The sequence below is a fragment of the Sphingobium olei genome (genome assembly GCF_042678845.1).
In the GTDB taxonomy this organism is placed as follows: domain Bacteria; phylum Pseudomonadota; class Alphaproteobacteria; order Sphingomonadales; family Sphingomonadaceae; genus Sphingobium; species Sphingobium olei.
The window spans coordinates 316,736-338,152 of record NZ_JBHTLS010000135.1 but is presented as its reverse complement, the minus strand read 5'-3'; the positions used below and the strand labels follow the sequence as shown (position 1 = coordinate 338,152).

Genomic DNA, 21,417 nt, shown 5'->3' with positions numbered 1-21,417 from the left:
GGCAGCTTAGAAGCATGATGTCGCCTATCGAGTAGCCCGATGCCCCGATCCGCCCATCTCAGCCGCGAACAGTTGATCGACCGGCAAGCGTTCCAGATCGCCCTGATCGACCGGCTGCGTGGGCTGGACAATCCCCATGCGCTGCTCGCCGCCGCCGCGGAAATGCTGGGCGAGCGGCTGCAGGCGGGCCGGTGCGGCGTCGCGGCAATAACGGCGGACGGGCTTCACGTCCGCGTCGATGCCGACTGGTCAGGCTCCCTGCCCAGCCTTGCAGGCGAAGCGCGGCTGCTGGACAGTTTCGGGCCGGAGGTCATCGCCGAACTGCGCACCGGCCAGACGCTGGTGGTGGAGGACAGCGACACCGACCCCCGCGTGCGTGATCATGCCGCCGGCTGGGCCAGCATCCAGACCCGCGCCCTCATCGTCGTGCCGATCCTGCGCGAAGGGCGGCTGGAGGGCATTTTCTACGTCCATGACGGCGGGCCGCGCATGTGGAGCCTGCCCGACATCGCGCTGGCGGAGGATGTCGCGCTGCGCACCCGCGAAGCCGCCGACCGCGCCTGGGGCGAGGTGGAGCTGCGCGCCAGCGAGGCCCGCTACCGCAGCCTGTTCAACTCCATCGACGCGGGCTTCTGCGTCATAGAGATGAAGTTCGACGATGAAGGCCGCGCCGTCGACTATCGCTTCCTCGAAGTGAACGACTCCTTCACCCGCCAGAGCGGCATCGCGGACCCGGTCGGCCGCTGGATGCGCGATATCGCGCCCGATCATGAACAGACATGGTTCGACCTTTACGGCCGCGTCGCGCGCACCGGCCAGTCCGAACAGGTGGAATTGCCGGCGAGCGCGCTCGATAACCGCTGGTTCCTGGTCCACGCCTATCGCGTCGACGCGCCGCATCTCAACCATGTCGCCGTCCTGTTCACCGACCTTAGCGAACGCCGCCGCGCCGAAGAGGCGCTGGAACGCAGCCGCGAGGAGCTGGAACTCGCCGCCCGCGCCGCCGAACTCGGCCGCTACGACTATCGCCCGCGCGAAGGGACGTTGGTGTGGGACGATCGCTGCCGCGAACTGTTCGGCCTGTCGCCCGGCGTACCGGTCAGCTATGACAGCGCCTTCCTCGCCGGCCTCCACCCGGACGATCGGGAGCGTGCCGACCGCGCCGTCACCGCCGCATTCGACCCCGAAGGCAATCACCGGTTTGAGGTCGAATATCGCACCATCGGCATAGAGGACGGCAAGCTGCGCCATGTCAGCGCCCATGGCCTCGCCTTCTTCGACGGTGGCGATCCCATCCGCCTCGTCGGCACGGTGCAGGACGTATCGGCCGAGCGCGAGGCAGACGCCGCCCGGCGCGAGATCGAGGAGCGCCTTCGCCTCGCCGGCCGCGCCACCAACGATGCCGTCTGGGACTGGGATCTGCGCGCCAACCACGTCACCTGGAACGAGGCGCTGGAGCGCAATTACGGCCATTGCCTGAAGGACGTCGATCCGACCGGCGACTGGTGGATCGGCCATATCCATGCCGACGACCGCGCCCGCATCGACGCCAGCATCCACGCGGTCATCGATGGCGACGGCACCGACTGGACTGACGAATATCGCTTCGCCCGCGCCGACGGCACCCATGCCGACATTCTCGACCGCGGCTATGTGCTGCGCTCGGCGGACGGCGCGCCGCTGCGCATGGTCGGCGCGATGATGGACGTGTCCGCGCGCAAGGCGATCGAGCGCCAGCTGGAGCGCGACAAGCAGCGGCTGACCGAAGAGGTGGGCGTCACCGCCGCCGAGCGCGACCGGGCCGAGGAAGCATTGCGCCAGGCGCAGAAGATGGAAGCCGTGGGCCAGCTCACCGGCGGCATCGCCCATGATTTCAACAATCTGCTGACCGGCATTTCCGGCGCGCTGGAAATGATCCAGATCCGCATCAAGCAGGGCCGCGCCAACGAACTGGAGAAATATTCGGTCGCCGCGCAAGGGGCGGTGCGCCGCGCCGCCGCCCTCACCCACCGGCTGCTCGCCTTCTCCCGTCGCCAGACGCTCGATCCCAAGCCCACCAACGTCAACCGGCTGATCCGCGATCTGGAAGACATGATCCGCCGCACCGTCGGCCCGGCCATCCATCTCGAAACCGTGGGACAGGTCGGTCTCTGGCCCACGCTGGTCGATCCCAACCAGCTTGAAAACGCCATCCTCAATCTCTGCATCAACGCGCGCGACGCGATGCCGGGCGGCGGGCGCATCACCATAGAGACGGCGAACCGCCTGTTCGACGATCGCGCCGCTCGCGACGTTGGCCTGCTGCCCGGCGGCTATGTCAGCGTCGCCGTCACCGACACCGGCACCGGCATGGAACCGGACGTCGTGTCGCGCGCCTTCGACCCCTTCTTCACCACCAAGCCGATGGGTCAGGGCACCGGCCTTGGCCTCTCCATGATCTACGGCTTCGTCCGCCAGTCGGGCGGGCAGGTGCGCATCTATACCGAAGTCGGCGCGGGCACGACCATGTGCCTCTACCTCCCCCGGCTGGAGGGCGCGGACGCGGAGCTGGACGGGGCGGACATCGGCCCCGCCGCGCGGACCGACGCGCCCGATCCCGCCAGCCTCGGCACCATCCTCGTCGTCGATGACGAACCCACGGTGCGGATGCTCGCCGTGGAGGTAGCGCAGGACGCGGGCTATCATGTGCTGGAGGCGGAGGACGGCCCCGGCGCTCTCGCCATCCTCGACCAGAGGCACGACATCGATCTGCTCATCACCGATGTCGGCCTGCCCGGCGGCCTCAACGGGCGGCAGGTGGCGGATGCCGCGCTCGCCCGCATCCCGTCCCTCCGCGTCATCTTCATCACCGGCTATGCCGAAAACGCCGTGCTGGGCAGCGGCCAGCTCGCCCCCAACATGGCGCTCGTCACCAAGCCCTTCGCGATGGAAACGCTCGCGGAACGCATCGCCGGGATGATGGCTTAACATGCGTTACGCACTCTCCGCCGCGCGTCGCTGAACAAGCCCCGGCCCCATGTGTTGCCCTTCCGTGAAAGGAGACAACCCATGCCCCAGCTCGAGTCAGACGCCCCCGACGACATGATCCATGAGGACGGCCTGCCCGGTCACGAGTCCCAACTGGATCCCAAGCCCGAATGGCAACCGCGCTATCCCGGCTCCGGCCGCCTCGCGGGCAAGGTCGCGCTCATCACCGGCGCGGACAGCGGCATCGGCCGCGCCGTCGCCGCCCTCTTCGCGCGCGAAGGGGCCGACGTCGCCATCCTCTATCTCTGCGAACATGACGATGCGCGCCAGACCGCCCGCATCGTCTCGGCGGAGGGGCGCGACGCGCTCACCATCGCCGGCGACATCGGCGACAAGGCATTTTGTGACGCCGCCGTCGCCCAGGTGATCGACCGCTTCGGCCGGCTCGACATTCTCGTCAACAACGCAGGCGAACAGCATCCGGACAAGGATATCACCGACATCAGCGAGGATCAGCTGCGCCGCACCTTCCAGACCAACATCTTCGGCATGTTCTTCCTGACGCAGGCGGCGCGTCCGCACCTCAAATCCGGCGCGGCGATCGTCAACTGCACGTCCGTCACCATGTATCAGGGCGAAAAGGAACTGCTGGACTATAGCAGCACGAAGGGCGCGATCACCGCCTTCACCCGCAGCCTGTCGGAAAATCTGGTGAAGGAGGGCATCCGCGTCAACGCCGTCGCCCCCGGCCCGATCTGGACCCCGCTCAACCCCAGCGGCGGCGCAAGTCCTGAAAAGCTGGAGCATTTCGGCGAAGGCACGCCCATGGGCCGCCCCGGCCAACCCAACGAAGTCGCCCCCGCCTTCCTCTTCCTCGCCTGCGACGACAGCAGCTATATGAGCGGCCAGGTGCTCCACCCCAATGGCGGCACCATCGTGAACGGGTGAGGGCGGTCTTGTGCTAAAGACAGTCGGGATCGTTGATGGGGGATATGGTGGGTCGGTCAATCCCACTTCTCGTCACCCCGGGCTTGACCCGGGGTCCCGCTGCCTTGTCATCCCAGAAGGCCGGACAAGTCCCGCCATTCAGGGTTGCTACGCTCGATCAGCGCGAATTTCCATTCCCGGCGCCAGCGTTTGACCCGCTTCTCCTGTTCGATGCAGGCAACGATGTCCTCGCCGCGCTCGGCCCAGACCAGCCGCAACAGTCCGTAGCGCGCACAAAAATCCGAACCCGTACCCGACCGATGTTGATGAACGCGAGCGGCAATGTCGGCCGTGACGCCGACATACATCGTCCCCCGATAACGGTCGGCCATGATATAGACCCAGCCGCCCCTGTCCTCCCCGTCCATCATGACAGAATTGAAAAAGCGGGATCCCGGGTCAAGCCGGGGTGACGTGCTTAGGGCACAGTGGCCAATCGCGTACCGTCGCCGCCTACAAAAAAGGCCGCGCCAGCGCCCCCCGACGCCGCGCGGCCCTTGTGCAGGCGAATCGCAAACCGGCAGAACGCCCCCTCAGTTCGCCTTGCTCAAATCCACCTTCTCGACCCATTCGGGATAGAAGGTCGGCTCCCGGTTGGACCATCCCGCCGCCGTCGCCGCCGCCTCGCTGATCGACTGGAGCAGCGCGCGCCGCTTGTCGGGGTGAAGGTGCGGCAGGCTCGCCGCCGCGCAGAAGGCGCCGGGCAGCCATGGCCGCGCCCCCGCGCCCAGCAACCGCTCATAGAGGAACCGATAGGCGGAAAAGCTCGACAGCCTGTCCTGCCCCAGGTCGAAGGCCGACACCGTCACCAGCGGGGCCATGAACGGCTCCACCTGTTCCAGGCCGCTGTCGTCGGGCACCCGCGCCTTGATCTCGTCCAGCCGTCCGTAGATGCGCGCCTGCGCCCGGATCGACGCTTCCTCCACCATGTCGCGCGACCACAGCTTCATCGCGTCGCGGCGATGCAGCCCGATGTCGAGCGACCGTCTGATGTACCGCTGGGTGGCTGACGGGAAGCTGGCGAATTCTCGCAGTTCCGCCAGGGTGACAGCCCCGTCCGCCGGTCTTGCACTGGTGCCCATAATCTTGCCCTCCGACTTGAAGTCGCAGGATGAAATATGCGCCCGCCTTGGTTACCGAAGGCTTAAGCGCCCGTTCCACCGCTGTTCAGCAAAGGGAACAGATTTCGTTGTGCGGTGCAATATGTATCTTATGTGACTGCGACGAAAAGAGAAGTCTGGGCATGGTCAGCGGCGGTCCGGGCGGCGCGTCCAGCCTCGCCGGATCAGGCCAACGCACGCTCCCGTTCCAGCAGCCAGGCCAGCGCTTCGCCGGCCTGCGCGAAGATCCGCAGATAGGATTGCGTCATCTCGCGCCGGACCTGCAATGTGGCGATGGCGCTCGGCGTCACGATGGCGATGCGCGATGCCCGCGGAAATTTCCCCCTCGCCCAGATGCTCGCGGAATGCCGCCACCGCATCCTGGGGCTGCACGGCGCTGCGGCTCATGTCCATGCGCAGCAGGTAGCCGGGCAGGAAGCGTTCTTGCACGAACCGCGCCTTCACCTCACGGGCGTAGGACGCGACGGTCTCGGGATCGAACAGGCCGTGCCAGGCGATGTCCAACAGATTGATGTCGTGGCGGAAATGGATCTGGTACATGATGGCCTCCCGCCACGCTCATGCCGGATCGACCTTACCATATCCTTATCCGGGTGCGATCGCCGTCACGCCCCGGCGCGCTTTTCCAGCACCGCGCCGATCATCGCGCGCCACACCGCCACATCGCCCGCCTGCGCCATGTCGGCGTCGGGTTCGCGTAGCGTATGCAGGATCGCATAGGCATCGTCGACATGATCGGGCCAGGCCGCATCCACCGCGCCCGCCGCATGGGGATCGCTGCCCTCGCCGTTCAGGCTCAACTGACGGCCGGCCAGTACGCGGGCGATCCGTTCGATGGCGGGGGTGCAGGAAGTCGGCATGTCGGTCTGGCTCCTCTCGCAAAGGGCGGCGGCGGTTTCGCTCTGCCGCCGCCAGCGTAGCATAAGGTCGGCGGTGCCGCTATTGGTCGTCCTCCTCCTTGAACCCGGAAGAGGGCACCGGGTCGCCATGGCTGCCCGGCTTGGTGGACGATGGCGGGTCGGACGCGTCCATCGAATCCTCGATGCCTTCGTCCAGCTTCTCCTCGGTGCTCAGCGCATGGTCCTGATCGTCGCTTTCGCGCGCGACGCCGGCTTCCTCGCGGCTGTTGGGGCGCACGCCCCTATCCTTGGCCAGATCCGTGCTTTCCTCGCTCATCATTCTCTCCTCGATCGCCCGAAACGGGTTCGCAGGGATCAACGGACGGCCCCTTGCGCCGGTTCCGCTTCGACCAACGTTGACCGCGCTTCGACCAGCAACGCGTCGCCGCTAGAGACATTCCCGCCGGACATGCGTAAAACAGACCGATGAACGACATTGCCGAAGACGGCGATCGCGGCGTCGCGCCCGCGGTCGCGCTCTATTCCATATTGGGTTTCTGGTTCTTCTACACCGTCATCGTCAGCCTGCGCGCGGCCGTGATCGGCTTCGACGCGCAGTGGGAACTGGCCGCGCGCCGCATGGTGGTCGCGACCATCGGCATCATCGTCACCTGGATCCTCTACCTCGCGCTGCGCCGCTTCGACGGCAAGCCGCTCATCGTCCGCATCGTCGCCGCCTTCTCGCTGGCCGCGCCCTTCGCGCTCGCGATGGCGGCGGCCAACTATTATATCTTCAACGTCTACGATCCCGTCAGCCTCTTTCCCGACGCCGAAACGAAGAAGGAGATGGCGGAAAAGGGCTATGTCCTGATCTCCATCGTCGAAGATGCGATCAGCCGCTATTTCTTCCTGTCCGCCTGGGCCGGCCTCTATCTCGCCCTCGCCTATGCCAGCGAAGCGCACCGCACCGAACGCCGCGCCGCCCGGCTGGAACGCGCCGCGCAACAGGCGGAACTGCGCTCCCTGCGCTATCAGGTGAACCCGCATTTCCTGTTCAACACGCTCAATTCCCTCTCCACGCTCGTCATGCGCAACCGCCCCGACGAAGCGGAGCGGATGATCATGTCGCTCTCCAACTTCTACCGCACCAGCCTGACCGGCGATCCGCTGGACGATGTGCCGCTGGAGGAGGAAGTGCATCTCCAGAAACTCTATCTGGACATTGAGGCGGTGCGCTTCCCCGACCGGCTGACGGCGCAGATCGATGTGCCCGACAGCCTGATGAATGCCTGCGTGCCCGGCCTCATCCTCCAGCCGCTGGTGGAAAACGCGATCAAATATGGCGTGTCCCGCACCTCCAGCCCCGTCACCATCGCCATCACCGCGCGGGAGGATGGCGACCTCATGCACATCGCCGTCACCGATGATGGCGACAATCCCCCCGGCCCCGGCGACGCGGGCAGCGGCATCGGCCTTGCCAATGTCCGCGACCGGCTGACCGCGCGCTTTGGCGAACAGGGCCGCATCGTCTATGGTGCGCGGGAGGGGGACGGCTTTTCCGTGCTCCTCACCCTCCCTATCGTCCGCAAGGGCTGCTGACCGTCCCATGTCCTACACCGCGCCGTCCATCCGCACCCTGATCGTCGACGACGAACCGCTCGCGATCGAACGGCTCCAGATGCTCTGCGCCCGCGAACCGCGCATCGCCCTCGTCGGCACCGCGACGGACGGGGAAGCCGCGCTCCGCCTGATCGAGGGGTTACGGCCCGATCTCGTCATGCTCGACATCGCGATGCCGCTGCTGGACGGGATCGGCGTCGCCCGCGCGGTCGGCCGCATGGGCATCCGCCCGGCGGTGATCTTCGTGACGGCCTTTGAAGGCTTCGCGGTGGAAGCGTTCGACCTTGCCGCCGTCGACTATATGCTGAAACCCGTCGCCCATGATCGGCTGACCCGCGCGGTCGGCCGGGTGGAGATCGCGCTGCGCAACCGCGCGCCGGAGGATGTCGCCGCCGCCCCCGCCGCGCCGGCACCCGAATGGGCCGAGGAATTCTGGGTGCCCCACCGCAGCGAACTCATCCGCATCGCCGCCGACCAGATCGACCGGATAGAGGCGGAGCGCGACTATATGCGCCTCCATGTCGGCACCCACAGCTATCTCCTCCACCAGACGATCAGCAGCCTGGAGGAACGGCTCGACCCGCAGCAGTTCGTCCGCCTGCACCGCAGCCACATCGTGCGCCGCGACCATATCGCCCGCCTGCGCCACGACGGCAGCGGCGTCTGGTTCGCTGCCCTCGCGGACGGCAGCGAAATCCGCATCGGCCGCACCTTCCTCGCCAACGCCCGCGCGATGACCGGGCGCTAGGCGTCCCGCATCGTCACCCCGGACCTGATCCGCGGCCCCGCTGCCTTCCGAAAAAGCTGGCCCCGATCAGCCCAGCATGACATCGGCCAGGGCCGTCGTAGCGTCATTCGTCATGCTGAACTTGTTTCAGCATCCATTTCGCCCAATAAGCCAGGGCGCGATCCAGTAAATGGACCCTGAAACAAGTTCAGGGTGACCAAAAAGGCCCGGCGTCCTCCGCCGGGCCTTTCCGCCTTCGTGCCCCGGCCAGCCGCCGGGAAACAGCATCGCCGCCGTCAGTTCCCCACGACCGTGCGCGCCTCGCGCGCGGCGGGCGTCGCGTCGGCATAGCGCTCCTTCGTCTCGGCGCGGGCGATCGCGGCGCTGATACGCGGCTGCACCTGCGCGATCGCCAGCTTGCGGCACGCCTGCTGCTCGTTCAGGCCGCCCTTGGAGCAGACCCGCGAAGCGGCCCGGCTGATCCGCGTCTGCAGCTGCTGGCGCTGGTCCGCCTTGGTCAGGTCCAGGTCGCCATGGCGGACCTCGACGGAGCGGCCGTTGGACTGGAAGTCGTTGATCCCGGCCGCACCGGCGGCGCCGGCGGTCAGGGCAAGGGCGACGGTAGCGCTGGCGATGGCAGCGATCTTGAACGACATGGACATGGGCGTATCTCCTCAAAAACCTTCTTTGGCCGGTGCCGCGCGATTAGGGGGCCGCGGGCTCCGGGTGCGAACGGGGGGACGCTCTCAAAGGGTCTGGAGGAAGACAGCGTCCGTCCCCGTTCGCCCTTCCTCTCTAGCCTCGCCGACCGCCCGCCGCGCGTCCGCTTCGACCCGGGCGCGACATGCGTCGGCCAACGACGAAGCGACCGACGAAACGCCGGCCGGGCCAGACGAACGGCACGACGAACGACATCTGCCGCCAAACGAACGACAGCCATGCCGTAACGGAAAGCGGGAATCGCAACGATGGAATGAAAATGAAAACGCCCCCGGCGCAAGGGAAGGCCGGGGGCGTATCCAGGCGCTGTCGGGCACACCGGATGCAGGAAAACCGTCAGGGGCGAAACGACGCCATCGGCGCTGAACCTCGGGTGAACCGCCCCTGTGCCTGCATCCTACTCCAGCGACACGCCACCGCCCCACCCCTTCGACAACCCGCCGGTTCCACAAGCCAGACGCCATCGCGCCGGGACGAACGGCGGGCGACGAAGGATGAACGACATGGGGGCTGCCGTTAGGACGGGGCGACCGTGGTTGTCACGACGTTCAGGCTACCGGCAGGCGCAGGGGGCGGCGGCGGTTGGGCCCCCTCCGCTGGCGGATTGCCCGCGCCTGGCTGAGCTGCACCGGCGCCCGGTTGCCCCGCACCGGCAGCCGGCAGGGCCGCGCCGCCCCCGCCTCCGCCGGCTCCAGCGCCCCCGCCACCGGCGGCCGCCTGTCCGCCATCCTCCGGTTTCGCCGGGGCAGCGGGCTTGCTGTCCGTCGAGCTGATCGACTCGATCTTGCCCGCGCTGATCGCACCGTTCACCAGTTCCAATATATGGCCGGGCGAGCAGATGGACTGGTTGTTGATCAGGTATATCACTGCCTGGGAATAGCTCAGCGCCTCCCGGTTTTGCTGCGCGCCGCCCCGCGCCTTCTCCGCTGCGATCTGCTTCGCCACTTCGTCGGTCTTGCGCAGCGCTTCGTCGGCATTGTCGGTCAGAGCCTTCAGGACCAGCCGCCGCACCGAATTGACATTCTCCGCGCCGAACAGAAACCGCTGCTCGTATATGCGGAAGCCCGCGCTGGCGGCGGTGGTGCCCAGCGACAGCGCCGTCAGTACGTCGCTGTCCACGCTTTCGCCGCTGCTCACCAGCGCCACGATGCCCGTCGCCAGCGCCGTGATCGGGGCGAACGCGTCTCGCGTCACGTTGACGCCGCGCTGCCGGTCGGCCTTGGCGAGGATATAGCCGTTGCACCGCGCCAGGATCAGCGCGAAGCCCGCTTCCATGAACGCGCGCTGTCGCGCGGTATCGGGCACGCTCAATTGGCCGCTGGCGACGGTCGGCTTGGCGGCAGCCGCCGCGAGCTTGAACTGATAGAGTAGCCCGTCACCCGTAGGCTCGTCGCCCTTGGCATCGACGACTTCCTTGCTCACGCCGCGGTCCGATAGAAAGGCCGGCCGCCCCGTCTGCTCACCGCAGGCACTCACGACAAAACACAGGGCTGTGACGGCCCCTACTCTTCCCCTGTTCATAATGGTCCCCCGGACCCCCCGCCATGAATATTACGCAGGTTCGACATCTTCTCAACTCTATTGTCGATCATCCTCCATAATGATCCAGTTATAGGCAGATGGACGGATACGAACCTATAATGCCTGTCCGCCAGCGAAGTTGATGGGAGGCGCGTGACTCCCATCAAGGGTCCAGTCCGGAGCCTGAAACCGGACCACGACCTGCGCCGGGACCGCACAATCGCGCGTCGGATGCCTCCTTTTCCTTCGCGACCCTACTCCCTATCTTCGCCCTAGACCCCCGTCAGGAACGAAGATAGAACATCGCCCCATGAGCCTTACCCATATTCAGAAGCAGAGCTGTAGCGAATGCTGACCCACATAAGCGTCCGCGGCGCGCGCGAGCATAATCTCAAGGGCGTGGACGTCGATCTGCCCCGCGACTCCCTCGTCGTCATCACCGGCCTGTCGGGATCGGGCAAATCCTCCCTCGCCTTCGACACCATCTATGCGGAGGGGCAGCGCCGCTATGTGGAGTCGCTGTCCGCCTATGCGCGCCAGTTTCTGGAGATGATGCAGAAGCCCGATGTCGAACATATCGAGGGCCTCAGCCCGGCGATCAGCATCGAGCAGAAGACGACCAGCCGCAATCCCCGCTCGACCGTCGCGACCGTCACCGAAATCTACGACTATATGCGCCTGCTCTGGGCGCGCGTCGGCATTCCCTATTCGCCCGCCACCGGCCTCCCCATCAGCGCGCAGACCGTCAGCCAGATGGTCGATCGCGTGATGGCCCTGCCGGAAGGCACCCGCTTCTATCTGCTCGCCCCCGTCGTGCGCGGCCGCAAGGGCGAATATCGCAAGGAGCTGCTGGAATGGCAGAAGGCGGGCTACACCCGCGTGCGCATCGACGGCGAGATGTACGGAATCGAGGACGCGCCCGCGCTCGACAAGAAGTACAAGCACGACATCGAAGTCGTCGTCGACCGCCTCGCCGTAGACTCTGACATGGGCACGCGCCTCGCCGACAGTTTCGAACAGGCGCTGAAGCTGGCGGACGGCCTCGCCTATGTCGATCTGGCGGATGGCGTGGTCCCCGGTCGCGAGGACGAGACGCAATCCGACAAGAAGATGAAAGGCGCCTCCATCCCCGCCAACCGCATCGTCTTCTCCGAAAAATTCGCCTGCCCGGTCAGCGGCTTCACCATTCCGGAGATCGAGCCGCGCCTCTTCTCCTTCAACGCCCCCCAGGGCGCCTGCCCCGCCTGCGACGGCCTGGGCGAGCGGCAGGAGTTCGACCCCGAACTGGTCGTCCCCAACGAAGCCCTCTCCCTGAAGAAGGGCGCGATCGTCCCCTGGGCGAAATCCAACCCGCCCAGCCCCTATTATATGCAGGTGCTCGGCTCCCTGGCGAAGGAGTTCGGCTTCAGCCTCGACACCCCCTGGGCCGACCTCCCCGGCGAGGTGCAGCTCATCATCCTCCACGGCACCGGCGGCAAGCCGGTCACGCTCCGCTTTCAGGACGGCCGCAAAAGCTATGAGGTGAAGAAAGCGTTCGAGGGCGTCATCGGCAACCTCAACCGCCGTATGCTCCAAACCGACAGCGCCTGGATGCGCGAGGAACTGTCCAAATACCAACGCGCCCAGCCCTGCGAAACCTGCCACGGCGCGCGCCTCAAGCCCGAAGCGCTCGCGGTCAGGATCGCGGGAGAGGACATCTCCATCTCCACCCGCCGCTCGGTGGTGGACGCATTGGGCTTCTTCTCCACCCTCCCCGCGCAACTCAACGACCAGCAGAACCAGATCGCCCGCGCCATCCTCAAGGAAATCGTCGAGCGCCTCGGCTTCCTCAACAATGTCGGCCTCGACTATCTGAACCTCGACCGCACCAGCGGCACCCTGTCGGGCGGCGAGTCCCAGCGCATCCGCCTCGCCTCGCAGATCGGCAGCGGCCTCAGCGGCGTCCTCTACGTCCTCGACGAACCCAGCATCGGCCTGCACCAGCGCGACAATGACCGCCTGCTCGTGACCCTCAAACGCCTGCGCGACCTCGGCAACAGCGTCATCGTCGTCGAGCATGACGAGGATGCGATCCGCCACGCCGACTATATCGTCGACATGGGGCCGGGCGCGGGCGTCCATGGCGGGCAGATCGTTGCGCAGGGCACCCTGCCCGAAATCCTGGCCCACAAGGACAGCCTGACCGCCGATTACCTCAACGGCACCCGCCGCATCGAAGTCCCCGCAAAGCGCCGCAAGGGCACCGGCAAGAAGCTCACCGTCCACAACGCCCGCGCCAACAACCTCCGCGGCGTCACCGCGTCGATCCCGCTCGGCACCTTCACCTGCATCACCGGCGTATCGGGATCGGGCAAGTCCAGCTTCACCATCGACACGCTCTACGCCGCCTCCGCCCGCGCCCTCAACGGCGCGCGCATCCTCGCGGGCGCGCATGACAAGGTGACGGGCCTAGACCATTGCGACAAGGTGATCGACATCGACCAGTCGCCCATCGGCCGCACCCCGCGCTCCAACCCCGCCACCTATACCGGCGCCTTCACCAACATCCGCGACTGGTTCGCCGGCCTCCCCGAAGCCCAGGCGCGCGGCTACAAGCCCGGCCGCTTCAGCTTCAACGTCAAGGGCGGCCGCTGCGAAGCCTGCCAGGGCGACGGCGTGCTCAAGATCGAGATGCACTTCCTCCCCGACGTCTACGTCACCTGCGACGTGTGCCACGGCGCGCGCTACAATCGCGAGACGCTGGAGGTGAAGTTCAAGGGGCGGTCCATCGCCGACGTGCTCGACATGACGGTCGAGGATGCGGTCGAATTCTTCAAGGCCGTCCCCCCCATCCGCGACAAGATGGCGATGCTCGCCGAAGTGGGCCTGGGTTACGTCAAGGTCGGCCAGCAGGCGACGACCCTCTCGGGCGGCGAGGCCCAGCGCGTGAAGCTCGCCAAGGAACTCTCCCGCCGGGCCACCGGCAACACCCTCTACATATTGGACGAACCCACCACCGGCCTGCATTTCGAAGACGTCCGCAAACTCCTCGAAGTCCTCCACGCGCTGGTCGACCAGGGCAACAGCGTGGTCGTGATCGAACACAATCTGGATGTCATCAAGACCGCCGACTGGATCATCGACATGGGCCCGGAGGGCGGCGTGAAAGGCGGCGAGGTCGTCGCGGCGGGCGTCCCCGAAAAGGTCGCCCAGAACCCACGGAGCTTCACCGGCCACTATCTCCGACCGATGTTGGGAATGACAACCGGGGACGAACCTGTCCTGAGCGAAGTTCGGGCGTAGTCGAGAACGAAGTCGAAGGGCCGGAGAAGGTGGTGAAGGAACCGAGGAGCTTCACCGGCCACTACCTCGCCCCCCTTTTGGCCCAGCCGAAGACCGAGGCCGCAGAATGACTGCGCCCTCGGCATTTGATCGCGCGGAGACCGTATAAGGATAGGGAAGCCGTCGCTAACGATCTTGGACATGCCGACCGCGGCACCCACTGATCGACCACAACGCTAGAATGTTATTTAAGATACCATAATATAAAAAAACATACCAGTCAATTTATTTTATGGCCTTACACTTCATCCGCAGAACTGTAGTTCGGTCCATCATCTCCGAAAATATCCCAATCTATTATCCGGTCTTTCCAGACTTTCTTTTCTTCCATTGAGAGCTTTACTGGATCAAAAGAACTTCCTCGATAATCGATGATTTGCATATGAGCCAATCGAGTTTTGCGATTTATGTAATTGTTGACATCAAGCAAATTTTTCAATCCGAACTTTATGGCTTGACCATCATTCCCGTAGGTCGAATCGATCTGGCCGCATACAACCAGAAGCCCCGACTCGATACTACTTGAAGATATTATAAAGTTTCCTACAAGCCCTCTTTCCCGAAATATAATTCTTTGCTTAATAACGACCTTTACGTATTCTCCCGGAAGTAGAATTATTTCTTCATTATTTTCATTCAATTCTATTATATTTCCCCATTTTCCGTTATCGGAAAGCCTCTCAATTCCTAGAGGATTTAAAGTATAAGCTGATTCTTTGAGATTGGATTTAGAATATGGATCAATACTTATCGCTGAATTCTGCCTTAGTTTTGCGATTTGTACATTTGTGAGAATATTTCCATACATGTCAAAAGTCCCCTATTGCATCATAATTCTTATCCATAATTTCATATAATCTTTCAATTTTTTTGGAATTTTCTCGAATCCCTACAGTCAAGTTTGCACGCCTGGGCCCTTCAGCCCGCTCCCGTTCCTGCTCCAGAACCTCCCTTTTTTGCTCATAGTGTTGGATCAAAATTTTTCCTGTTTCCAGTTCAGAAATCCTCTTCATACGGTTCATTTCTCTGAGTTGTAGGCGAAGCGTGCTTAGTAAAATGAGAAAACCCAGTATTGAAAATAACGACGTTATTATATTTAGACTATCTCCTATTTGTCCCCTTGTTGGCCAATCAGGCGCAGCTTTCTTAAGAATAGAAAATGCTACAGCATAGACAAGGACTATGCCGATTATCGCAGATACAAAAAATAGGATTTTTTTCTTTGTCACAATTCCCCCTTGGCTTACCACTTCATGACATTAGTGCGGAGGCCGGTGTGTGGCAAATATTGACGCCTTCGAATTTAGCATCGCTCAGCTAAGCGCTATTGAAGCGGCCTTGTCCTGATCGTCGCATATAAATGGCGTGCCAGCACCCCCCTGTCCTACATCCCCACCGCTCCCTTACCCTCCCGGCAAACCCTTTCCATCCGGGAGCGCACAGCCATGACCTTCCACGACATCACCCTCCCCGTCCCGGCTAGCCAAGTCCGCGTCGACGGCTGGAGCCCGCAGCGCCAACGCCTCTTCGTCGAAACGCTCGCCGCCACCGGCATCGTCCGCGCCGCCTGCGAAGCGGTGCAGATTTCCGAGCGCGCCGCCTATGCCTTGCGCCTGCGCCGCGACGGCACCGCCTTTCGCCTGGGGTGGGACGCGGCGATCCTCATCGCCCGCGCGCGGCTCGCCGACACGCTGCTCGCCCGCGCCATCGAGGGGCAGGAGGATGTCGTCACCCGCGACGAGGACGGCACGCAAATGCGCCGCCACCGCCATGACAACCGGCTCGCCATGTCGATGCTCTCGCGGCTGGACCGCATGGCCGACAGCCCGGCCGAAGGGTCCGACGCCGCGCTCGCCCGCATCGTGGCGCAGGATTTCGTCGCCTATTGCGACCTGCTCTGCCCGCCGCCCGACGCCGCCCCGAAAACGCCTGAAGCCATGCCCGAAGCGCAAGCCGAAGCCACTCCCTCCGCGCAAGCCACCGCCGCCCCTGCCCACCCCGCCTTCGCCACCACCGCCAGCGTCGCGCTCTTCATCGCGCAGCGCGTCGCCCTCCTCTCCTCGGCCGCCAATATCCCGCAGATTTCCGACGGTCAGGAACGGTGTGAACTTCCGCCCGAACCGCCCGTCCGCCTCATGGAATTGCCGCCGGAAGAAGCGGCCGGGCGGCTGCGCGGCGTATGGTATGACGATGCCCTTGGCCGCCAGCGTACCGACTTCCCGCCGCCGCCCGGCTTTGACGGCGACCAGAGCGAGGAACCCTATGATCCCGATTTCTACGAGCGCGACCTGACGCCGGAGGAGGAAGCGGCGCTCGACGCGCAGGATGCCGTCGCGCGCCTCCCCTATGAGATCGCCGCGATCCGCGCCCGCAACGCCTTCTTCGCGCCACCAAAGCCGCTCTCGCCCCAAGCGCCCGCCGACTGACCGCGCCCTGCCCTAACGCAGGTAAGCGACAGCGCCGGAACCCCCGCCCTCCGCCCCCGTTCCCGACCTGACACTCAGGCATGAACGGGAGAGCAGCCATGACTGCAGAAGCCACGGGCTACGGCCTTGGTCTGTTTTCGATCGCCATCGGCCTTGCCGAACTGGGCGCGACCCGGCGGATCGCCCGCGCGCTGGGCAGCGACACGCGCGGCGGCCGCGCGACGCTCAAGGCGTTCGGCGCGCGGGAGCTGCTGGCGGGCGCGGGCCTGCTCGCCGCGCCCGCCCACAGCGCGCTGGTGTGGAACCGGGTGGCGGGCGACGCGATGGACCTGACCGCGCTCGGCCTCGCCGCCACCCGCGCCCCCGCGCGCAAGGCGGTGTGGGGCGCGATCGCCTTCGTCGCCGGCGCGCTGGCGCTGGACATCGTCACCGCCCGCCGGCTCGACCGCACCACCGGCAAGACCTTTCCCACCGATCCGGGGCCGCCCCCCGCCCCGGTCAAGCTCGGCCACGCCACCAGCATCGAACCGGCGGCCATGCCCACGGTCGAAGCGCCCGCCATTTACCGCAACTGAAAAGGAAGCCCCATGCTCCGCACCCTCGCCCTCCTCGCCGGCACCGCGCTCGGCTGGACCTACGCCACCCGCCGCCCCGCCGCACAGTCCGACACGCCGCTCCCCGACGCCCTCTCGGCGCAGGACGATCCAGGCCACACGCCCGTCGATCTTCTGACGGACGCGCACCCGGACGGCACGCGCCGCGCCGACGATCATTACCGGCCCGATCCCACCGCCCCGGTCGCGGCGGAGGATCGCGAAGGGCTGCGCCCCGTCACCATGCCCGCGCCCCACGACCCGCCCGGCCGCTGAGCCAAACCGTGCGCCGCCGGCGTCGAATTCCCCGGAACCCTTCGCCGCGCGGCCGGTTATTCCTCCAAACCTTTCAAGGAGACACGCAATGATCCGGACCCTGATCTTCGGCGCGATCGCCGGCTATGTGGGCAAGAAGCTGTATGACGAAGGCAAGCTGACCGAGTTCAAGAACGACTTGGTCGGCCGCTACAACGACGCGAAGACAAAGCTGGACGAGCAGCGCGCCGACAGCGGCTCGACCTCGACCAGCCCGATCGTCAGCAGCAATACCGCGCCGAGCGTGCCGCTGCCGCACTGATAGCAACAGCTTCCCCTCCGGCGGCGCATCCCCCCCCGCATTGCCGCCGGCCACCGCCCGCCCGCTGCCGCGTCCCCCCTCTCACGGCAGCAGGCGGGCGGTTTCCTGTGTCAGGACCGCGTCTTTCCGCTGAAAATGACAAGAAAAAGGGCGCGGAGACGGATCTCCGCGCCCTCTTTCCTACCCGGTGTGAAGCGGCTTACAGCTTTTCGGTCAGTTCCGGCACGACCTTGAACAGATCGCCGACCAGCCCGATGTCCGCCACCTGGAAGATCGGCGCGTCCTCATCCTTGTTGATGGCGATGATGGTCTTGCTGTCCTTCATGCCGGCAAGGTGCTGGATCGCGCCGGAAATGCCGACCGCGACATAGACTTCCGGCGCGACGATCTTGCCGGTCTGGCCGACCTGATAGTCGTTGGGGACATAGCCGGCGTCCACCGCGGCCCGGCTCGCGCCGACCGCCGCACCCAGCTTGTCGGCCAAGGGGAAGATCAGCTGCTCGAACGTCTCGCCATCCTTCAATGCCCGGCCGCCCGACACGATGATCTTGGCGCTGGTGAGTTCGGGACGCTCCAGCTTGGCGATCTCCGCGCCGACGAAGCTGCTGAGGCCCTTGTCCCCGGTCGAGGCGACTGCTTCCACCGTGCCGCTGCCGCCCTCGCGCGCCGCCTTCTCGAACGCGGTGCCGCGCACGGTGATGACCTTCTTGGCGTCCTTCGACTGGACGGTCGCGATCGCGTTGCCGGCATAGATGGGCCGCGTGAACGTGTCCTCGCTCTCGACCGACAGGATGTCGCTCAACTGCATGACGTCCAGCAGCGCAGCGACGCGGGGCGCGATATTCTTGCCGTTGCTGGTGGCCGGCGCGACGAATGCGTCATGATCGGCCATCAGTTCGACGATCAGCGGCGCGACATTCTCGGCAAGCGCGTGGCCGAACGCCGCGTCGTCAGCGACATGGACCTTGCCCACGCCAGCGATCTTGGCGGCCTCGGCGGCGACGCCGTCCACGCCCTGACCGGCGACCAGCAGATGCACCTCGCCCAGCTTCGAAGCGGCGGTGACGGCGGAAAGCGTCGCATCCTTGACCGCGCCGCCTTCATGTTCAACCCAAACCAGAGTCTTCATTATCTTCTTCCCTTCGGAAAATCAGGCGGCGACGCCCATGGCCTTCAGCTTGCCGACCAGTTCGTCGACATCGGCGACCTTGATCCCGGCCGAGCGCTTGGCCGGCTCCTCGACCTTCAGCGTGGTCAGGCGGGGCGCGATATCGACGCCGTAATCGGCGGGCGTCTTGGTCGCGAGCGGCTTGCTCTTGGCCTTCATGATGTTGGGCAGCGACGCATAGCGCGGTTCGTTCAGGCGCAGGTCGGTGGTGACGATCGCGGGGGTGGAGAGCTTCACCGTTTCCAGCCCGCCATCGACCTCGCGGGTCACGTTGACCTTGTCGCCCTCGATCTCGACCTTCGACGCAAAGGTGCCCTGCGGCAGGTTCAGCAGCGCGGCCAGCATCTGGCCGGTCTGGTTGCTGTCGTCGTCGATGGCCTGCTTGCCCAGGATGATGAGGCTAGCGCCTTCCTCTTCCTGCACCTTGGCCAGCAGCTTGGCGACGCCCAGCGGCTCGACTTCGTCATCCGTCTGGATCAGGATGGCGCGGTCCGCCCCCATGGCCAAAGCAGTGCGCAGCGTTTCCTGCGCCTTGGCGACGCCGATGGAAACGGCGACGACCTCGGTCGCCGCGCCCTTTTCCTTCAGGCGAATGGCTTCCTCGACCGCGATCTCGTCGAACGGGTTCATGCTCATCTTGACGTTGGCAAGGTCCACGCCGGTTCCGTCCGCCTTCACCCGCGGCTTCACATTATAGTCGATCACCCGCTTCACGGGCACAAGGATCTTCATTGCAACATCCTCCGTTATCAATGCCAGCGCGGGCGCGGGCGGCCCGTTCCCGGACCACCCGCACCCTCAAATTATTCGGTCAGGCGGGAAAGTGCCTCAGGCTGCCTTCCTCACTTCCGCCACGATCTTCTTGGCCGCGTCGCCCAAATCGTCCGCCGGGACGATGGGCAGACCCGAATTGGCCAATATGTCCTTACCCTGCTGGACGTTGGTGCCTTCCAGGCGGACGACCAGCGGGACCGACAGGTTCACTTCCTTGGCGGCGGCGACGATGCCGTTGGCGATGATGTCGCATTTCATGATGCCGCCGAAGATGTTGACCAGGATGCCCTTCACCGCCGGATCCTTCAGGATGATCTTGAAGGCCGCGGTCACCTTCTCGGTGGTGGCGCCGCCGCCCACGTCCAGGAAGTTGGCGGGGAATTCGCCGTTCAGCTTGATGATGTCCATCGTCGCCATGGCCAGGCCCGCGCCGTTCACCATGCAGCCGATGTTGCCATCGAGCTTGATGTAGGCGAGGTCGTACTTCGACGCTTCGACTTCGGCCGCATCTTCCTCGGTCAGGTCGCGCAGTTCGGCGATGTCCTTGTGGCGGAACATGGCGTTGCCGTCGAAGCCGACCTTGGCGTCGAGCACCAGCAGGTTGCCCTGCTCGGTCAGCGCCAGCGGATTGACCTCGATCTGCTCGGCGTCGGTGTCGAGGAATGCGGCATAGAGCGAGGAGGCGACCTTGGCCGCCTGTTTCGCCTGATCGCCCGTCAGGCCCAGCGCGGCGGCCACGGCGCGGCCATGGTGCGGCTGGAAGCCCGAAGCCGGATCGACCGAGAAGCTGTGGATCTTTTCAGGGGTCGAATGGGCGACTTCCTCGATGTCCATGCCGCCTTCGGTCGACACGACGAAGGCGATGCGGCTGGTGGCGCGGTCGACCAGCAGCGCGAGGTAGAATTCCTTCGCGATGTCCGCGCCGTCGGTGACGTAGAGGCGGTTGACCTGCTTGCCCGCTTCGCCGGTCTGGATCGTCACCAGCGTGTTGCCGAGCATGTCGGTCGCATGGGCCTTTACCTCGTCGAGGTTGAAAGCGAGGCGGACGCCGCCCTTCGCATCGGGGCCGAGTTCCTTGAACTTGCCCTTGCCGCGACCGCCGGCATGGATCTGCGACTTCACGACATAGAGCGGCCCGGGCAGCTTCTTTGCGGCTTCGACGGCTTCGTCGACCGAGAAGGCGGCATAGCCCGCCGCGATCGGCGCGCCATATTTCGCCAGCAGTTCCTTGGCCTGATATTCGTGAATGTTCATGGGTCGGGCCCGTCCTTTTGCGGTGAAGCAGATGACGGACCGATAAGCACAGGTGAACCCCACAGACCAGCGGGATTTGCAAAATCGTTTTGCAAAATTGCAAAACGCGGCGGCGGCAATTGGCCGGAAAACAGCGAAATTACGTCAGAATGCGCAGGTGATGGCGGCCCTCCCCGTCACCGCGATGATCTCTGGATCCTGCAAAGCGCGCAGCCTGTGCAGCAGTTCGGCGCTGTTCACGCCGTTCCTATGCGACTTGCGGATTCCGCCCAGCGACTGGAGCCGACGCAACTGCATGACGCTGAGGTCTTTCGCCATCGGCTTTGCCATGCAGGACGCCGTTCGCTCGGACAGCCCGGCTTCCATCAGCCCCGCCCTGACCCGCGACTCGGGCGACAGGGATGCGCAACCGGACAGGCCGAGACCAGCAAGGCTCAACAATATTGTGGGAAGACCATATTTCATGCCGTGCGTTCTGGCGCTCCCGACCGGGTGGCGCAAGAACGGCGACTCTCCTTCCGCCGGGCGACCGCGCTGTCAGTGGGAGGGCAGGATCATCCGCTGGTTCGCCTGCCTGTAGGCATTGATCCGGCTCGCATAGCCGCGCGCCAGCCCTTCATAGGCGGCCTTGCCTTGTTCCGATTGGCTGCCCTGCGCGCGGATGAGCGCCATTTGCTGCCGATGCAGCAGATAATTGACATCCGTCTCCATGTCTCGCCCTCCTCCTCTTTGCGTCTGGAAGTCTGGTCGATGGGACGATACCGGCTGTCGGAGCCCGTATAAGCGGCCACGAAATGCGGAT

At 65.0% G+C, this 21,417-nt stretch carries 23 protein-coding genes; 9 read left to right on the top strand and 14 right to left on the bottom strand.

What is annotated here, in order from left to right; all coding sequences use genetic code 11:
• The first annotated feature begins 39 nt into the window (after nucleotides 1–39).
• Both ACFQ24_RS21440 and ACFQ24_RS21435 read left to right on the top strand, forming a co-directional pair.
• Nucleotides 40–2,967 (top strand): PAS domain-containing protein, encoded by a 2,928-nt coding sequence (locus ACFQ24_RS21440; protein ID WP_380914992.1) that lies wholly within the window; start codon nucleotides 40–42, stop codon nucleotides 2,965–2,967.
• An 81-nt stretch (nucleotides 2,968–3,048) separates the two neighbouring features.
• On the top strand, nucleotides 3,049–3,915 hold the full coding sequence (locus ACFQ24_RS21435) for an SDR family oxidoreductase (RefSeq protein WP_380914990.1): 867 nt from the start codon (nucleotides 3,049–3,051) through the stop codon (nucleotides 3,913–3,915).
• Nucleotides 3,916–4,022: 107 nt separating this feature from the next.
• On the opposite strand, the gene ACFQ24_RS21430 is transcribed toward ACFQ24_RS21435, so the two are convergent.
• The 5 genes from ACFQ24_RS21430 to ACFQ24_RS21410 all read right to left on the bottom strand — a co-directional run bounded on the left by ACFQ24_RS21430 (nucleotide 4,023) and on the right by ACFQ24_RS21410 (nucleotide 6,251).
• Nucleotides 4,023–4,322, bottom strand: a complete 300-nt coding sequence (locus ACFQ24_RS21430; protein ID WP_380915449.1) for a GIY-YIG nuclease family protein — start codon at nucleotides 4,320–4,322, stop codon at nucleotides 4,023–4,025.
• A 165-nt stretch (nucleotides 4,323–4,487) separates the two neighbouring features.
• Complete coding sequence (locus ACFQ24_RS21425; RefSeq protein WP_380914988.1) at nucleotides 4,488–5,036, bottom strand: hypothetical protein; 549 nt, start codon at nucleotides 5,034–5,036, stop codon at nucleotides 4,488–4,490.
• Nucleotides 5,037–5,201: 165 nt separating this feature from the next.
• Complete coding sequence (locus ACFQ24_RS21420) at nucleotides 5,202–5,615, bottom strand: hypothetical protein (RefSeq protein WP_380914986.1); 414 nt, start codon at nucleotides 5,613–5,615, stop codon at nucleotides 5,202–5,204.
• A 65-nt stretch (nucleotides 5,616–5,680) separates the two neighbouring features.
• Nucleotides 5,681–5,935, bottom strand: a complete 255-nt coding sequence (locus tag ACFQ24_RS21415; RefSeq protein WP_380914984.1) for a hypothetical protein — start codon at nucleotides 5,933–5,935, stop codon at nucleotides 5,681–5,683.
• A 79-nt stretch (nucleotides 5,936–6,014) separates the two neighbouring features.
• Complete coding sequence (locus ACFQ24_RS21410; protein WP_380914982.1) at nucleotides 6,015–6,251, bottom strand: hypothetical protein; 237 nt, start codon at nucleotides 6,249–6,251, stop codon at nucleotides 6,015–6,017.
• Between the two features lie 149 nt (nucleotides 6,252–6,400).
• On the opposite strand from ACFQ24_RS21410, the gene ACFQ24_RS21405 reads away from it, so the two are divergent.
• Together ACFQ24_RS21405 and ACFQ24_RS21400 are read left to right on the top strand one after the other, a co-directional pair.
• Nucleotides 6,401–7,513, top strand: a complete 1,113-nt coding sequence (locus ACFQ24_RS21405; protein ID WP_380914980.1) for a sensor histidine kinase — start codon at nucleotides 6,401–6,403, stop codon at nucleotides 7,511–7,513.
• Nucleotides 7,514–7,520: 7 nt separating this feature from the next.
• Nucleotides 7,521–8,282, top strand: a complete 762-nt coding sequence (locus ACFQ24_RS21400; RefSeq protein ID WP_380914978.1) for a LytR/AlgR family response regulator transcription factor — start codon at nucleotides 7,521–7,523, stop codon at nucleotides 8,280–8,282.
• A 275-nt stretch (nucleotides 8,283–8,557) separates the two neighbouring features.
• On the opposite strand, the gene ACFQ24_RS21395 is transcribed toward ACFQ24_RS21400, so the two are convergent.
• Together ACFQ24_RS21395 and ACFQ24_RS21390 are read right to left on the bottom strand one after the other, a co-directional pair.
• Nucleotides 8,558–8,923 (bottom strand): UrcA family protein, encoded by a 366-nt coding sequence (locus tag ACFQ24_RS21395; protein ID WP_380914976.1) that lies wholly within the window; start codon nucleotides 8,921–8,923, stop codon nucleotides 8,558–8,560.
• A 574-nt stretch (nucleotides 8,924–9,497) separates the two neighbouring features.
• Nucleotides 9,498–10,403 carry a hypothetical protein gene (locus ACFQ24_RS21390; protein ID WP_380914974.1) on the bottom strand — a complete coding sequence of 302 codons (906 nt, stop codon included), beginning with the start codon at nucleotides 10,401–10,403 and terminating at the stop codon, nucleotides 9,498–9,500.
• 447 nt (nucleotides 10,404–10,850) lie between these two features.
• Between ACFQ24_RS21390 and uvrA the strand changes: the two genes are divergently transcribed.
• On the top strand, nucleotides 10,851–13,784 hold the full coding sequence (gene uvrA / locus ACFQ24_RS21385) for an excinuclease ABC subunit UvrA (protein WP_380914972.1): 2,934 nt from the start codon (nucleotides 10,851–10,853) through the stop codon (nucleotides 13,782–13,784).
• A 277-nt stretch (nucleotides 13,785–14,061) separates the two neighbouring features.
• Here uvrA and ACFQ24_RS21380 read toward each other — a convergent pair whose 3' ends face one another.
• On the bottom strand, nucleotides 14,062–14,631 hold the full coding sequence (locus ACFQ24_RS21380) for a hypothetical protein (protein WP_380914970.1): 570 nt from the start codon (nucleotides 14,629–14,631) through the stop codon (nucleotides 14,062–14,064).
• Nucleotide 14,632: 1 nt separating this feature from the next.
• Nucleotides 14,633–15,052, bottom strand: a complete 420-nt coding sequence (locus tag ACFQ24_RS21375; protein WP_380914968.1) for a hypothetical protein — start codon at nucleotides 15,050–15,052, stop codon at nucleotides 14,633–14,635.
• Nucleotides 15,053–15,268: 216 nt separating this feature from the next.
• Between ACFQ24_RS21375 and ACFQ24_RS21370 the strand changes: the two genes are divergently transcribed.
• From ACFQ24_RS21370 to ACFQ24_RS21355, 4 genes are all read left to right on the top strand, one after another.
• Nucleotides 15,269–16,249, top strand: coding sequence for a hypothetical protein (locus tag ACFQ24_RS21370; protein ID WP_380914966.1), 981 nt, complete (start codon nucleotides 15,269–15,271; stop codon nucleotides 16,247–16,249).
• Between the two features lie 98 nt (nucleotides 16,250–16,347).
• The gene (locus tag ACFQ24_RS21365) at nucleotides 16,348–16,824 is read left to right on the top strand and encodes a hypothetical protein (RefSeq protein WP_380914965.1); all 477 of its coding nucleotides are present in this window, start codon (nucleotides 16,348–16,350) and stop codon (nucleotides 16,822–16,824) included.
• Nucleotides 16,825–16,836: 12 nt separating this feature from the next.
• On the top strand, nucleotides 16,837–17,118 hold the full coding sequence (locus ACFQ24_RS21360) for a hypothetical protein (RefSeq protein WP_380914963.1): 282 nt from the start codon (nucleotides 16,837–16,839) through the stop codon (nucleotides 17,116–17,118).
• An 88-nt stretch (nucleotides 17,119–17,206) separates the two neighbouring features.
• Entirely contained in the window at nucleotides 17,207–17,419 is a 213-nt protein-coding gene (locus ACFQ24_RS21355; RefSeq protein ID WP_380914961.1) for a hypothetical protein, read from the top strand.
• Nucleotides 17,420–17,618: 199 nt separating this feature from the next.
• On the opposite strand, the gene ACFQ24_RS21350 is transcribed toward ACFQ24_RS21355, so the two are convergent.
• The 5 genes from ACFQ24_RS21350 to ACFQ24_RS21330 all read right to left on the bottom strand — a co-directional run bounded on the left by ACFQ24_RS21350 (nucleotide 17,619) and on the right by ACFQ24_RS21330 (nucleotide 21,326).
• Nucleotides 17,619–18,548: an electron transfer flavoprotein subunit alpha/FixB family protein gene (locus ACFQ24_RS21350; protein ID WP_380914959.1), complete on the bottom strand. Its 930-nt coding sequence runs from the start codon at nucleotides 18,546–18,548 to the stop codon at nucleotides 17,619–17,621.
• A gap of 21 nt (nucleotides 18,549–18,569) precedes the next feature.
• Nucleotides 18,570–19,319: an electron transfer flavoprotein subunit beta/FixA family protein gene (locus ACFQ24_RS21345; protein WP_380914957.1), complete on the bottom strand. Its 750-nt coding sequence runs from the start codon at nucleotides 19,317–19,319 to the stop codon at nucleotides 18,570–18,572.
• Between the two features lie 96 nt (nucleotides 19,320–19,415).
• Nucleotides 19,416–20,615: an ADP-forming succinate--CoA ligase subunit beta gene (sucC, locus tag ACFQ24_RS21340; protein WP_380914955.1), complete on the bottom strand. Its 1,200-nt coding sequence runs from the start codon at nucleotides 20,613–20,615 to the stop codon at nucleotides 19,416–19,418.
• A gap of 144 nt (nucleotides 20,616–20,759) precedes the next feature.
• Nucleotides 20,760–21,116 carry a hypothetical protein gene (locus ACFQ24_RS21335; protein WP_380914953.1) on the bottom strand — a complete coding sequence of 119 codons (357 nt, stop codon included), beginning with the start codon at nucleotides 21,114–21,116 and terminating at the stop codon, nucleotides 20,760–20,762.
• A 36-nt stretch (nucleotides 21,117–21,152) separates the two neighbouring features.
• The gene (locus ACFQ24_RS21330; RefSeq protein ID WP_380914952.1) at nucleotides 21,153–21,326 is read right to left on the bottom strand and encodes a hypothetical protein; all 174 of its coding nucleotides are present in this window, start codon (nucleotides 21,324–21,326) and stop codon (nucleotides 21,153–21,155) included.
• Nucleotides 21,327–21,417: the final 91 nt, after the last annotated feature.

Excerpts from the sequence above, each read along its gene's own strand:
- ACFQ24_RS21440 (WP_380914992.1), top strand. The coding sequence starts at position 40 with ATGCCCCGATCCGCCCATCTCAGCCGCGAACAGTTGATCGACCGGCAA.
- ACFQ24_RS21435 (WP_380914990.1), top strand. The coding sequence starts at position 3,049 with ATGCCCCAGCTCGAGTCAGACGCCCCCGACGACATGATCCATGAGGAC.
- ACFQ24_RS21430 (WP_380915449.1), bottom strand. The coding sequence starts at position 4,322 with ATGGACGGGGAGGACAGGGGCGGCTGGGTCTATATCATGGCCGACCGT.
- ACFQ24_RS21425 (WP_380914988.1), bottom strand. The coding sequence starts at position 5,036 with ATGGGCACCAGTGCAAGACCGGCGGACGGGGCTGTCACCCTGGCGGAA.
- ACFQ24_RS21420 (WP_380914986.1), bottom strand. The coding sequence starts at position 5,615 with ATGTACCAGATCCATTTCCGCCACGACATCAATCTGTTGGACATCGCC.
- ACFQ24_RS21415 (WP_380914984.1), bottom strand. The coding sequence starts at position 5,935 with ATGCCGACTTCCTGCACCCCCGCCATCGAACGGATCGCCCGCGTACTG.
- ACFQ24_RS21410 (WP_380914982.1), bottom strand. The coding sequence starts at position 6,251 with ATGAGCGAGGAAAGCACGGATCTGGCCAAGGATAGGGGCGTGCGCCCC.
- ACFQ24_RS21405 (WP_380914980.1), top strand. The coding sequence starts at position 6,401 with ATGAACGACATTGCCGAAGACGGCGATCGCGGCGTCGCGCCCGCGGTC.
- ACFQ24_RS21400 (WP_380914978.1), top strand. The coding sequence starts at position 7,521 with ATGTCCTACACCGCGCCGTCCATCCGCACCCTGATCGTCGACGACGAA.
- ACFQ24_RS21395 (WP_380914976.1), bottom strand. The coding sequence starts at position 8,923 with ATGTCCATGTCGTTCAAGATCGCTGCCATCGCCAGCGCTACCGTCGCC.
- uvrA (WP_380914972.1), top strand. The coding sequence starts at position 10,851 with ATGCTGACCCACATAAGCGTCCGCGGCGCGCGCGAGCATAATCTCAAG.
- ACFQ24_RS21380 (WP_380914970.1), bottom strand. The coding sequence starts at position 14,631 with ATGTATGGAAATATTCTCACAAATGTACAAATCGCAAAACTAAGGCAG.
- ACFQ24_RS21370 (WP_380914966.1), top strand. The coding sequence starts at position 15,269 with ATGACCTTCCACGACATCACCCTCCCCGTCCCGGCTAGCCAAGTCCGC.
- ACFQ24_RS21365 (WP_380914965.1), top strand. The coding sequence starts at position 16,348 with ATGACTGCAGAAGCCACGGGCTACGGCCTTGGTCTGTTTTCGATCGCC.
- ACFQ24_RS21360 (WP_380914963.1), top strand. The coding sequence starts at position 16,837 with ATGCTCCGCACCCTCGCCCTCCTCGCCGGCACCGCGCTCGGCTGGACC.
- ACFQ24_RS21355 (WP_380914961.1), top strand. The coding sequence starts at position 17,207 with ATGATCCGGACCCTGATCTTCGGCGCGATCGCCGGCTATGTGGGCAAG.
- ACFQ24_RS21350 (WP_380914959.1), bottom strand. The coding sequence starts at position 18,548 with ATGAAGACTCTGGTTTGGGTTGAACATGAAGGCGGCGCGGTCAAGGAT.
- ACFQ24_RS21345 (WP_380914957.1), bottom strand. The coding sequence starts at position 19,319 with ATGAAGATCCTTGTGCCCGTGAAGCGGGTGATCGACTATAATGTGAAG.
- sucC (WP_380914955.1), bottom strand. The coding sequence starts at position 20,615 with ATGAACATTCACGAATATCAGGCCAAGGAACTGCTGGCGAAATATGGC.
- ACFQ24_RS21330 (WP_380914952.1), bottom strand. The coding sequence starts at position 21,326 with ATGGAGACGGATGTCAATTATCTGCTGCATCGGCAGCAAATGGCGCTC.